Source organism: Variovorax sp. GW823-FHT04F07 (assembly GCF_058795995.1).
The window spans coordinates 63827-76657 of sequence record NZ_JBXAIG010000007.1; the positions used below are offsets into that span (position 1 = coordinate 63827).

The 12831-nt window shown below is 67.9% G+C and carries 10 protein-coding genes; all 10 read left to right on the top strand.

Annotated elements, in window-relative coordinates; translation table 11 throughout:
• Window positions 1-81: 81 nt before the first annotated feature.
• Window positions 82-651: a type VI secretion system contractile sheath small subunit gene (gene tssB, locus AC1RAA_RS26340; protein WP_062473966.1), complete on the top strand. Its 570-nt coding sequence runs from the start codon at window positions 82-84 to the stop codon at window positions 649-651.
• Complete coding sequence (tssC, locus tag AC1RAA_RS26345; RefSeq protein ID WP_056583649.1) at window positions 648-2156, top strand: type VI secretion system contractile sheath large subunit; 1509 nt, start codon at window positions 648-650, stop codon at window positions 2154-2156. The genes tssB and tssC overlap by 4 nt, the downstream gene beginning before the upstream one ends.
• Window positions 2157-2207: 51 nt before the next feature.
• A complete protein-coding gene (locus AC1RAA_RS26350) occupies window positions 2208-2690 on the top strand; it encodes an Hcp family type VI secretion system effector (RefSeq protein WP_062473964.1) in 483 nt (160 codons plus the stop codon).
• A gap of 140 nt (window positions 2691-2830) precedes the next feature.
• Entirely contained in the window at window positions 2831-3703 is an 873-nt protein-coding gene (locus AC1RAA_RS26355) for a type VI secretion system accessory protein TagJ (protein ID WP_492731378.1), read from the top strand.
• The gene (tssE, locus tag AC1RAA_RS26360; protein WP_492731381.1) at window positions 3700-4245 is read left to right on the top strand and encodes a type VI secretion system baseplate subunit TssE; all 546 of its coding nucleotides are present in this window, start codon (window positions 3700-3702) and stop codon (window positions 4243-4245) included. Before AC1RAA_RS26355 ends, tssE begins: the two co-directional genes overlap by 4 nt.
• Window positions 4245-6116, top strand: a complete 1872-nt coding sequence (tssF, locus tag AC1RAA_RS26365; protein WP_492731383.1) for a type VI secretion system baseplate subunit TssF — start codon at window positions 4245-4247, stop codon at window positions 6114-6116. Before tssE ends, tssF begins: the two co-directional genes overlap by 1 nt.
• Window positions 6113-7273: a type VI secretion system baseplate subunit TssG gene (gene tssG, locus AC1RAA_RS26370; RefSeq protein ID WP_492731385.1), complete on the top strand. Its 1161-nt coding sequence runs from the start codon at window positions 6113-6115 to the stop codon at window positions 7271-7273. Before tssF ends, tssG begins: the two co-directional genes overlap by 4 nt.
• Entirely contained in the window at window positions 7270-9975 is a 2706-nt protein-coding gene (tssH, locus tag AC1RAA_RS26375; protein WP_492731387.1) for a type VI secretion system ATPase TssH, read from the top strand. Before tssG ends, tssH begins: the two co-directional genes overlap by 4 nt.
• A gap of 17 nt (window positions 9976-9992) precedes the next feature.
• Window positions 9993-12383: a type VI secretion system Vgr family protein gene (locus AC1RAA_RS26380; RefSeq protein WP_492731390.1), complete on the top strand. Its 2391-nt coding sequence runs from the start codon at window positions 9993-9995 to the stop codon at window positions 12381-12383.
• Between the two features lie 17 nt (window positions 12384-12400).
• Window positions 12401-12823, top strand: a complete 423-nt coding sequence (locus AC1RAA_RS26385; protein WP_492731393.1) for a hypothetical protein — start codon at window positions 12401-12403, stop codon at window positions 12821-12823.
• Window positions 12824-12831: the final 8 nt, after the last annotated feature.

Below are 12831 nucleotides of genomic sequence, written 5' to 3' on the forward strand. Positions count from 1 at the left end.
CGTTGCTGCCGGCGAGCAGGAACAACGCGCCGGCACCGGTCGACCGGTACGACCCATGCATTCAGTTTCAAGAGGACGCTTATGGCAGACAACCGTGTCAGGAACAGTGGTCAGAAGTTCATCGCGCGCAACCGGGCGCCGCGCGTGCAGATCGAGTACGACGTCGAGATCTACGGCAGCGAACGCAAGATCCAGCTGCCCTTCGTGATGGGTGTCATCGCCGACCTCGCGGGCAAGCAGACCGACCCCATGCCCGATCTCGCGGAGCGCGAGTTCATGGCGGTGGACATCGACAACTTCGACGAGCGCATGAAGTCGATCAAGCCGCGCGTCGCGTTCCAGGTGCCCAACACGCTCACCGGCGAAGGCCAGATGAACGTGGACATCACCTTCGACAGCATGGACGACTTCTCGCCCGCGCGCATCGCGCGCCAGGTCGATGCGCTGCAGCAGTTGCTCGAGGCGCGCACCGAGCTGTCGAACCTGCTCTCGTACATGGACGGCAAGAACGGCGCCGAGCAACTCATCGCGCAGGCGCTGCAGAACCCGGCGCTGCTCAAGTCGCTGGCGTCCGCGCCCAACCCCGCGGTCGCGCAGGCGGCCGCCGATGCCGCAGCAGCCAAGCAAGCCGACGATAGGACCGCACCATGAGCACCGCATCCCAGCAAGGCGCACGCGCCCGCACCGCCACCGTCGAAGCGCTCGAGCCCAACGAGTTCTCCGACCTCCTGCAGCGCGAGTTCAAGCCCAAGACCGAGCAGGCGCGCGAGGCGGTGGAGAACGCCGTCAAGACGCTGGCCGTGCAGGCGCTCGAGAACACCGTCACCATCTCGAACGACGCCTACCGCAGCGTGCAGGCCATCATCACGGAGATCGACCGCAAGCTGTCGGAGCAGATCAACCAGATCCTGCACCACGAAGACTTCCAGCAGCTCGAAGGTGCATGGCGCGGCCTGCACTACCTCGTGAACAACACCGAGACCGACGAGCAGCTGAAGATCCGCGTCATGTGCGCATCGAAGCGCGAAGTGGCGCGCTCGCTCAAGCGCCACAAGGGCATCGGCTGGGACCAGAGCCCGATGTTCAAGAAGATCTACGAGGCCGAGTACGGCCAGTTCGGCGGCGAGCCCTTCGGCGCGCTGATCGGCGACTTCCACTTCGACCACAGCCCGCCCGACGTCGAGATGCTCGGCGAGATGGCCAAGATCGCCGCCGCCGCGCACTGCCCCTTCATCGCCGGCGCCTCGCCCACCGTGATGCAGATGGACTCGTGGCAGGAGCTGTCGAACCCGCGCGACCTGACCAAGATCTTCCAGAACACCGAGCACACCGCGTGGCGGTCGCTGCGCGATTCGGAAGACGCGCGCTACATCGGCCTGGCCATGCCGCGCTTCCTGGCGCGCCTGCCCTACGGTGCGCGCACCAACCCGGTCGACGAGTTCGAGTTCGAGGAAGAAACCGATTCGGCGCTGCACACGCGCTACACCTGGGCCAACTCGGCCTATGCGATGGGCGTGAACATCAACCGCTCGTTCAAGCAGTTCGGCTGGTGCACCTCGATCCGCGGCGTGGAGTCGGGCGGCGCGGTCGAGAACCTGCCCACGCACACCTTCCCCACCGACGACGGCGGCGTGGACATGAAGTGCCCGACCGAGATCGCCATCAGCGACCGGCGCGAGGCCGAGCTGGCCAAGAACGGCTTCATGCCGCTGGTGCACCGCAAGAACTCCGACTTCGCGGCCTTCATCGGCGCGCAGTCGCTGCAGCAGCCGGCCGAGTACTACGACGCCGATGCCACGGCCAACGCCAACCTGGCGGCGCGCCTGCCGTACCTGTTCGCATGCTGCCGTTTCGCGCACTACCTGAAGTGCATCGTGCGCGACAAGATCGGTTCGTTCCGCGAGCGCGAGGACATGGAGCGCTGGCTCAACGACTGGATCATGAACTACGTCGACGGCAGCCCCGGCACCTCGTCGCAGGACACGAAGGCGATGAAGCCGCTGGCGGCGGCCGAGGTCCAGGTGGAAGCCATCGAGGACAACCCCGGCTACTACGCCGCCAAGTTTTTTCTCCGGCCGCACTACCAGCTCGAGGGGCTGACGGTGTCGTTGCGGCTGGTTTCGAAGCTGCCGTCCAACAAGAAGGACAGCAGCTAATTCCACTGTCCCGCTACCGGGCAATTCATCGATAACTTTTGGGGGTCAATCATGGCAGTAGACATGTTCATGCGCGTCGAGGGTGCAAACGGCGAGTCCAAGGACTCCAACCACAAGGACTGGACCGACATCAAGTCGTTTGCATGGGGAGCGACGCAGCCTGGCAACATGGTCAGCGGCGGTGGCGGCGGCGTGGGCAAGGCCAGCTTCAACGACCTGCAGGTGCTCGCGCGCATCGACAAGGCCGCGCCTTCCGTGCTGAAGAACTGCGCGAGCGGCAAGCACCTGAGCAAGGTCGAAGTGGCCGTGTGCAAGGCCGGCGGCTCGCAGATCGAATACACGCGCGTCACGCTCGAAGAGGTGCTCGTCACCTCGGTGCAGTACACGGCCGAGCAGGGCGGCGATGCGGTGCTCGTGCAGTACGCCTTCCAGGCCGCGAAGGTGAAACAGCAGTACTGGGAACAGACCGACAAGGGCGGCAAGGGCGCCGAGACGGTGCTGGGCTGGAACATCAAGGAAAACAAGGAAGCCTGATTTCCTTGTTGCGCGGCGGGGCCGTGGCCTTCAGGGCCATGCAGCCCCCGCCGGCGGTCCACAGCCGTTTGTCTGTCTCCTGCGGCGCCCCTTCGCGGCGCGCCGCCTTTCACCTTTCAGCCAGTCAACGGGGAAGTTTCATGGGCGATGGGTTTGCAGTGCTGGGCGAGCGCTCCGTGGCCGAGCACACCGAATGGGTACAGCGGCAGATCCGCGCCAGTCCCCAGAATGCCGGCCTGCGCCTTGCCCTGTGCCACTTCCTCGCGCTGCGCGGCGAATGGCAGCGGGCCGAAGACCAGCTCAAGCTCGCCACCAAGCTCGACCCCACGTTCACGCCGGCCAGCGTCACCTGCGCGATGGCCCTGCGGGGCGAGCGCGAACGCTCCGACTTCTGGGCCGGCGGCGGACGCACGCCGGCCATCGTCTCGGGCAATGCCGACTGGGTCGAGCAACTGCTCGGCGCCGCCGTGTTGCCCGCCGAACGTGCCGACGAAGCCGCCGCGCTGCGCGAGGCCGCACGCGATGCGGCACCGGCGCTGCAGGGCACGCTGACCACCGTCGACCGCTCCGATGCGCGGGCCGTGCAGGCGCTCGACGGCGAGCCCGCGGCGCACAGCGACTTCGCCTGGCTGTGCGACGGCGACGCGCGCATCGGCGCCGTGCTCGAACTGTTCACGCCCTCGGGCTATGCGTGGCTGCCGCTGCCGGCGGTGCGCCGCATCAAGTTCTCGCGCCCGCAGCACCTGGTCGACCTGCTGTGGGCGCCGGCCGAGATCGAGCTGCACGACGGACGCGGCCTCAACGGCCTCGTGCCCGTGCGCTACCCGGGCGCGCTCGACAGCCTCGACGACGAGACCGCGCTGGGCCGCCGCACCGACTGGCAACCGCTCGCGGCCGACGACCAGTTCGCGGGCGTCGGCCAGCGCACGCTCATCAGCGAGGCCGGCGACCACTCGCTGCTCGACCTGCGGCGCATCGAGTTCGCCGCAGCGACGGAAGGCGTGGCTGCATGACCCCCGCCGTCACCACCGACATCGACAGCGACGCCCAGGAAAGCGTCGCACGCGACCGCCTGCAACCGGTGCTGCTCGACCGCCTCACCGACAAGGCGCCGCAGAACGGCCAGGAGCGCGCAGGCGCCTTCCTCATGAGCGGCAAGCTGCTGCGCGACTCGGTGCTGCGCGACCTGCAGTGGCTGCTCAACACCACCAACTTCGGCGCCGACCACCGCATCAACGGCATGCCGCGCGCCCGCGGCTCGGTGGTGAACTACGGCGTGCGCGGCTGGGCCGGCGGGCGCATGTCGGAGGTCGATTTCGCCGACGTCGAAGCCGCCATCCGCGCGGCCATCATCGACTTCGAGCCGCGCATCATGAAGGACAGCATCGACGTGCGCTGCGTGACCGATGCGACCGACCTGGAGCACCACAACCTGCTCGCGCTGGAGATCCGCGGCACGCTGTGGTCGGTGCCGTACCCGATCGAATTCATCCTGCGTTCGGAGCTCGACCTCGAGAGCGGGCACATGGTGCTGCGGCCGACGGGAGGGCTGTGATGGACGCCAAGCTCCTCGACTACTACAACCGCGAACTCACCTACATGCACGAGCTCGGGGCCGAGTTCGCGCAGCGCTACCCCAAGATCGCGGGTCGCCTGGGCATGCGCGGCATCGAGGTCAGCGACCCGTACGTGGAGCGCCTGCTCGAAGGCTTCAGCTTTCTCACGGCGCGCATCCAGCTCAAGATGGACGCGGAGTTTCCGCGCTTCTCGCAGCGTCTGCTCGAGGTGGTGTACCCCAACTTCCTCGCGCCGCTGCCCGCGATGGCCGTGGTGCAGATCGACGGCAACCTCAACGAAGGCTCGCTGAAGGCGGGCTACGAGCTGCCGCGCCACACGCTCTTGCGCGGCCGCATGATCAAGGGCGAGCAGACGGCCTGCGAGTTCCGCACGGGCCATGCCGTCACGCTGTGGCCGATCAAGATTGCCGAGGCGAGCCTGGGCCCGGTGCCGGCCGAGATCGCGCATGCGCTGCCGGTGGCGGCGCGCCAGGCGAAGAGTGCCATCACCATCAAGCTCGAGGCGGTGGGCGGCGCGCGCTTTGCCGAGATGCCGCTCGATCGGCTCGAGTTCTTTCTCTCGGGCGCGGAGCTGCACGCGCTGCGCGTGCTCGAACTGGTCGCTCACCACAGCGTGGCCACCGTCTGCCGCGCCGGCCCCGGCAGCACGGCGCGCATCGTGCCGCTGGGCGACGAGGCGATCCGCCACGAGGGCTTCGACCCCGAGCAGTCGCTGCTGCCCTACGACGCGCGCTCGTTCCAGGGCTACCGCCTGCTGCACGAGTACTTCGCCTTTCCCGAGCGCTACCTGTTCTTCAGCGTGAAGCACCTGCGCGCGGCGGCCTCGGTCATCGGCGGCACCACGATGGAGATCGTGATCCTGCTCGACCGCGCCGACGCCGACCTGGAGCGGCTGGTCGATGCCAGGCACTTCTCGCTGTTCTGCACGCCCATCATCAACCTCGTGCCGCGCCGCAGCGACCGCATCCCGGTCGGACCCGGCCAGCACGAGCACCATGCGGTGATCGACCGCACGCGCCCGCGCGACTTCGAGATCTTCACCGTCGAGCGCGTCACGGGCCACATGGCCAACGGCTCCGAAGAGCGCGAGTTCCGGCCCTTCCTGGGCTCGTTCGCGTCCGACGACGGCGACTTCGGCGCCTACTTCTCGCTGCGCCGCGAACCGCGCCTGGTGTCCGACCGCGCACGCGCGCAGGGCACGCGCACCAGCTACACGGGCAGCGAGGTGTACGTGTCGCTGGTCGACCAGCACGACGCGCCGTTCCCGCACAGCCTGCGCCACATCACCATCGACGCGCTGTGCACCAACCGCGACCTGCCGCTGCTGCTGCCCACCGGGCTCGAATCGGACTTCACGCTGCGCGTGTCGGCGCCGGTGCGCGGCGTGCGCATCCTGCGCGGGCCGTCGCGGCCGTACCCGGCGCTGGCCGAAGGCGCGCTCACCTGGCGCCTCATCAGCCATCTGGGCCTGAACTACCTGAGCCTGACCGACGTCGATGCCACGCAGGGCGCCGCGGCGCTGCGCGAGATGCTCGACCTGTACGGCAACCTCGCCGACCCGGCCGTGCGCCGGCAGATCCAGGGCGTGCGCTCGATGGCGCTGGCGCCCGTGTTTCGCCGCCTGCCCGAGCCGGGGCCGATCGTGTTCGGACGCGGCGTGGAGATCGCGCTGCAGATCGACGAGGTCGCGTTCTCGGGCACGAGCCCGTACCTGTTCGGCGCCGTGCTGGAGCAGTTCTTCAGCCGGCACGTGTCGCTCAATGCCTTCACCGAGTTCGCGCTGTCCAGCCTGCAGCGCGGCGAGATCGCGCGCTGGACCCCGCGCGTGGGACGCCGCCCCACCGTATGAGCACGACCGGCCTCACCGACGACGCCATGCTGCAGGTGCTGCAGGCAGAGGCCGAGCCGCGCGACGAGGCGGCCATTGATGCGCGCAGCCCGGCGCACGCGAAGGCGAAAGCCCCGCCGCGCCGCGGCGTGCCCGAGGCTGACCCCGCGCTGTGGGCCCGGCTCGTCGAGCAGCCCTTCGAGCACGACCTGTTCATGCTGCTGCGCCGGCTCGACGCGCAGGGCGACCACCCGCTGCTGGGCCGTGCGCCGCGCCCGCGCGACGAGCCGCTGCGGCTGGGGCAGGAGCCCTCGATGGCCTTCGCGCCGTCGAACGTGTCGGGCGTCGAGGTCGACGAAGACGGCGCGCCGCGCATCTCGATCTACGGCTTCGGCCTGTTCGGCCCCAACGGCCCGCTGCCGCTGCACCTGACCGAGTACGCGCGCGAGCGCAAGCGCCACCACGCCGACAACACGCTCAGCGCGTTCGCCGACCTGTTCCATCACCGGCTGATCCTGCTGTTCTACCGCGCCTGGGCCGACGCGCAGTCGGTCAACAGCCTGGACCGCACCGACGGCCACCGCTTTGTCGACTACGTGGCCAGCCTCATGAACATGGGGCAGCCCGGCCTGAAGGCGCGCGACCGCATCGCCGACCACGCGCGCACCCACATGGCGGGGCACCTGGTGCGCCAGACCCGCAACCCCGAAGGGCTCATCCAGATTCTTCGCCTGTACTTCGACGTGCCCGTGCGCGTGGTCGAGTTCGTGAGCGACTGGGTGCACATCGACGAGCGCCAGGTCAGCCGCATCGGCCAGCTCGGGCGCAACCACCGGCTGGGCAGCGGCGCGACCATCGGCCTGGCGGTGCGCGACGCGCAGGGCAAGTTCCGCCTAGAACTCGGCCCGCTGTCGCAACAGCAGTTCCGCGAGTTCCTGCCGGGCAGCCCGCGGCTGCAGCAGGTGGTCGACTGGGTGCGCCAGTACGTCGGCATCGAATTCGCCTGGGAGCTGCGGCTGGTGCTCAGCAAGCCCGAGGCGCGCGGCATGCGGCTGAGCAGCGACCAGCGGCTGGGCTGGGGCAGCTGGCTCGGCACCCGCCTGTCCGACACCGACGCCGGCGACATGGTGTTCCAGCCCGAGGCGCTCTTTTCCCGCAACGCACCGGCTCCCTCATGACCGACATCCGCCGCGTCTCTCTGTTCTCCAAGTTGAATCCGATGCTCTACAAGGCATTGGAAACCGCCACCGCCTTCGCCAAGCTGCGCGGCAATGCCTACGTGGAGCTCGTGCACTGGCTGCACCAGATCCTGCAGCTGCAGGACAGCGACCTGCTGCGCATCATCAAGCGCGCCGGGCTCAACCTCGACGCGGTCGAGCAGGACCTCGTGCGCGCGCTCGACCGCCTGCCGCACGGCGCCACCTCGATCAGCGACATCTCCGAGCACGTCGACCATGCGGTGGAGCGTGCGTGGGTGTACGCGAGCCTGCGCTTCGAGGCCACCTCGATCCGCGGCGCCTACCTGCTCGCGGGCATCGTGAAGACGCCGGGCCTGCGCCAGGTGCTCTCGGGAATCTCGCGCGAGTTCGACAAGCTCGTGCCCGACGTGTTGGTCGCGCAACTCGCCGCGTGGACCGAAGGCTCGCCGGAAGACGACTACGACGCCGCGTCGGATGCGGGCGGTGGCGCACCCGTGGCGCAGCACCAGGGCGATGCCCCCGCCGCCGGCGGCTCGGCCCTGGCCAAGTACGCGAGCGACCTCACGGCCAAGGCGCGCGCCGGCGAACTCGACCCCGTGTACGGCCGCGACGACGAGATCCGCCAGATCATCGACATCCTCATGCGCCGGCGCCAGAACAACCCGCTGCTCACCGGCGAGGCCGGCGTCGGCAAGACAGCGGTGGTCGAAGGCCTGGCCTCGCGTCTGGCGGCCGGCGACGTGCCGCCTTCGCTGAAAGACGTGTCGCTGTGGGTGCTCGACCCCACGCTGCTGCAGGCCGGCGCGGGCGTGAAGGGCGAGTTCGAACAGCGCTTGCGCCAGGTGATCGACGAGGTTGAGAAAAGCCCCAAGCCCATCGTGCTGTTCGTCGACGAAGTGCACACGCTGGTCGGTGCGGGCGGCACCGCCGGCACCGGCGACGCGGCCAACCTGCTCAAGCCCGCGCTCGCGCGCGGCCGGCTGCGCACGATCGGCGCCACGACGTGGTCGGAGTACAAGAAGTACATCGAGAAAGACCCGGCGCTCACGCGGCGCTTCCAGACCATCCAGGTGCACGAGCCCACCGAGCCCAAGGCCGTGGTCATGCTGCGCGGCATCTCGGCCGAGCTGGAAAAACACCACGGCGTGCTCATCCTCGACGCCGCGCTCGAAGCGGCCGTGAGCCTGTCGCACCGCTACATTCCCGCGCGCCAGTTGCCCGACAAGGCCGTGAGCCTGCTCGACACCGCGTGCGCGCGCGTGGCGCTGAGCCAGCATGCGCTGCCTGCGGCGCTCGAAGATTTGAAGCGGCGCATCGAGGTGCTGGGCATCGAGTCGGGCATCGCGGGGCGCGAGGCGGCGATCGGGGTCGGCGAGCACCAGCGCGTCGAAGACATCGCGGCGCAGGTGGCTGCCGCGCAGGCCGAGCTCGAACTGCTGGAGCAGCGGCGCGTGGAAGAGGCGGCGCTGGTCGAACGCATCGTCGCGCTGCGCAAGCTGCTGTCGCCTGCGGCGGTGCCGGTGCAATCTGAAGCGGAAGATGACCGCGAAGAGAAACCGCCTACCGAGCCCGAGCGAACGCCCGAGGCCATCCGCGCCGAACTCGACGAAGCGCAAGACCAGCTCGTGAAGCTGCAAGGCGAGACACCGCTCATCCTCGCGGCCGTCGATGCACAGGCCGTCGCCACCGTGGTCGCCGACTGGACCGGCATCCCCATCGGCCGCATGGTGCGCGACGACGCGCAGTCGGTGCTGCGCCTGGGCGAGATCCTGTCGGCCCGCGTGGTCGCGCAGCCCGATGCGCTGGAGACCATTTCGCGGCGCATCCGCACCGCGCGTGCGCGGCTGGACAACCCCAACAAGCCCGTCGGCGTGTTCCTGCTGTGCGGTCCCTCGGGCGTGGGAAAGACCGAGACCGCGCTCGCGCTGTCGGAGGCGCTGTACGGCGGTGAGCAGAACCTCGTCACCATCAACATGAGCGAGTTCCAGGAGTCGCACACCGTCTCCACGCTCAAGGGCGCACCGCCCGGCTACGTGGGTTATGGCGAAGGCGGCGTGCTCACCGAGGCCGTGCGCCGCCGGCCCTACAGCGTGGTGCTGCTCGACGAGATCGAGAAGGCGCACCCCGACGTGCACGAGATCTTCTTCCAGGTCTTCGACAAGGGCTGGATGGAAGACGGCGAAGGCCGCCACATCGACTTCCGCAACACCGTGATCATCATGACGTCGAACGTCGGCACCGACCTCGTCATGCAGCTGTGCGAAGACCCGACCTTGCGCCCCGACCCCGAACCGCTGGCGGCCGCGTTGCGCGAGCCGCTGCTGAAGGTGTTCGCGCCCGCGCTGCTCGGGCGCCTGGTGGTCGTGCCCTACTACCCGCTGCAGGCCGATGCGCTGCACCGGATCATTCGCCTTCAGCTGGACCGCATCGCGGCGCGCCTGCAGGCCAACCACGGCATTGCATTGGCTTACAACGACAGCGCCGTCGCGCTTGTCGCACGCCGCTGCACGGCCATAGAGTCGGGTGGCCGGATGATCGACGCGATCCTCACGCACACCATCCTGCCCCGGCTGAGCGAGGAAGTCATCGGCGCCACCGTCAGTGCGCGCAAGCTCGCCGGCGTGCAGCTGGGCGCAGCGGGCGACGACTTCCAGTACGAGTTTTCAGAACGCCCCGCGTAGACCCAAGGGAGAGCCGCATGGACAGAGTCGTCAAAGCCCACACCCCGCTCGGAGAAGAACAGCTGCTGTTTCGCTCGATGCACGGCAGCGAAGGGCTGTCGCAGCTGTTCGAGTTCGAGGTCGACCTGCTGAGCCCGAACACCTCGGTCGACATGAAGGGCCTGCTCGGCAAGCCGCTCGCGCTCGAAATACAGACCCTGAGCGGCACGCCGCGCTACCTCAACGGCCAGATCACGCGCTTCACCATGATCGGGCGCGAGGGCGGCTCTTCGCGCTACACCGTGTACCGCGCCTCGGTGCGGCCCTGGCTGTGGTACCTCACGCGCACCAGCGACTGCAAGATCTTCCAGAACAAGTCGGTGGTCGAGATCCTCGAAGACGTGCTGGGCGAGTACGGCTTCGCCTTCGAGAAGAAGCTCAGTGCCTCATACCGCCAGTGGGAGTACTGCGTGCAGTACCAGGAGACCGACTTCGCCTTCGTGAGCCGGCTCATGGAGCACGAGGGCATCTACTACTACTTCAAGCACGACAGGAACCAGCACACGCTGGTGCTCGCCGACGACATGAGCGCCCACGAGACGCTGCCCGGCTATCCGAAGATCGGCTACCTCGCGAGCGACCGCGCCAGCGACCCCGGCCGCGAAGTGATCGACCAGTGGGAAGTGACCGAAGAGATCCGCCCCGGCACCTACGTGGTCGACGACTTCGACTTCAAGAAGCCCAGGGCCGACCTGCTCAACACGCGCAGCCAGCCGCGCGGCAACGACCACGGCCGCTACGAGATGTACGAGTGGATGGGCGGCTACAGCGATGCGGGGCAGGGCGAGCACTACGCGCGCATCCGCCTCGAGGAAGCGCAGGCCCAGGCCGAGGTCGACACCGGCCACACCAACGTGCGCGGCATGGCGCCCGGCTACCGCTTCACCATGCAGAACGCACCGCGCAACGAGGACAACCGCGAGTACCTCGTCGTCTCGGTGATGTACAGCCTGCGCGAGGGCGGCTATGCCAGCGGCGGCATGCCGGGCGAGTACAGCTTTCACTTCGGCGTGCAGCCCACCTCGTTCCCGTTCCGCGCACGCCGCATCACGCGCGTGCCGAGCACCCAGGGCCCGCAGACCGCCACCGTGGTCGGGCCGCCCGGCGAAGACATCTGGATCGACAAGTACGGCCGCGTGAAGGTGCAGTTCCGCTGGGACCGCTACGGCCAGCGCAACGAAGACAGCTCGTGCTGGGTGCGCGTGTCGAGCGCGTGGGCCGGCTCCAATTTCGGCGCGGTGAACCATCCGCGCGTGGGGCAGGAGGTCATCGTCGATTTCATTGCGGGCTGCCCCGACCGGCCGATCATCATCGGGCGCGTCTACAACGCGGACCAGATGCCGCCGCTGGAATTGCCGGCCAAGGCGACGGTCAGCGGCTTCATCAGCCGCACGATCAAGGGCGATGGCGAGCTGGCCAATCACTTCATCATCGACGATGACCCGGGGTGCGAGTCGATCAAGATCCATGCGCAGAAGGATCTGACGATCGAGGTGGAGAACAACGAGACGCACACGGTGGAGGGCGAGCGCACCACCTTCATCGACGGGGCCGACAAGTACACGGGCGACACTTCGCTGGACGAGACCATCAACGGCCCGCACACCCTGACGGTGAACAAGGGCGGGCCACAGAAGATCACCGTCAACGGGGGTGACCAGTTCATCAAGGTGGACGGCGGCAACCAGCAGGTCGATGTCATCGGCAACCAGACCATCCACGTGACCGGCAAGCGGCACGACACGGTGGACACGGGCGAAGACCGGTTCATCAAACCCCACCTGAATGAAACGGTCACCGGGACGAAGGACCTCACGGTCACCGAAACGCACACCGAGACCGTGGGCCGCAAGATTCTCAAGACCACCAAAGGTCGGTGGGAGGTGGACGTCGCCATGTTCGCGACCCTGAAGACGGGCGGCTTCTACAAGGCGAACATCAAGGGCAACTACACCGTGGAGACCGAAGGCGGGGACATCACCTTCAGGGCGCCGGGGAAGAACTGGCTGGTCGAAGCTGAAAAGATCACCCACAGCTCCAACCAGAACGAGGTGAAGTACAAGAAGGGTGTGACCACGGACGCGGGCGAGTACGTCAGGACGCACGCGAAGAACGAGATCGTTTCCACCTCCGACGGAAAGGTCGAGTCGCAGGCGCCGGTCATCCATACCTATGCCGATGGCCATTTCATCATGCGTACGCCGTTCAGCATGACGTTCGCGGCCGCCGCCACCAACGTCGGTGTCCTGGCGCTGGACTTCAAGGTGCTTCGCGGTTCGAACGTGGCATTGAACCAGTCGAATGATGCCGTCGCCGCCAAGTCCAACGCGCTTTACACCAAGCTGGCCGGTCTGATTTCCTTTTTCTGAGGCCCCTCAAGATCGCCATGAAACTGACCAGCCTCGGCCTGCTCCTCGTTGCGCTGGCCTTGTTCTTCACGTTCCGTGCGCCCTCTTCGGCGTTCGAGGGCACGTGGCTGACCGTGCTGTTCGGCATGTCGGGCGCCTTCCTGCTGTGTGGCGGCGGCGAGTTGCTGCGAAACCTCGCGATGCGCCTCAGGAAGAGGCGCCTGCGCGCCCGCGCCACGGGCCAGGTGGACAGCATCGAACTGGGGCGAGGGTTGTTCAATGGCCGGGTCCTTGTTTCGCTGGTGGTGTCCTTCGCCGGTGAGGACGGTCTCGTGCGCCGGGTGAAGACCTCGGTGCCGGTGCCGCTCACCAACCTCTCACGCTATGAGAAGGGTCGATCGCTGACCGTGCTTTACGACGCCGGCCACCTGGACCGCGGCGTTCTTGTCGAGCCGATCTGAACGAGTCG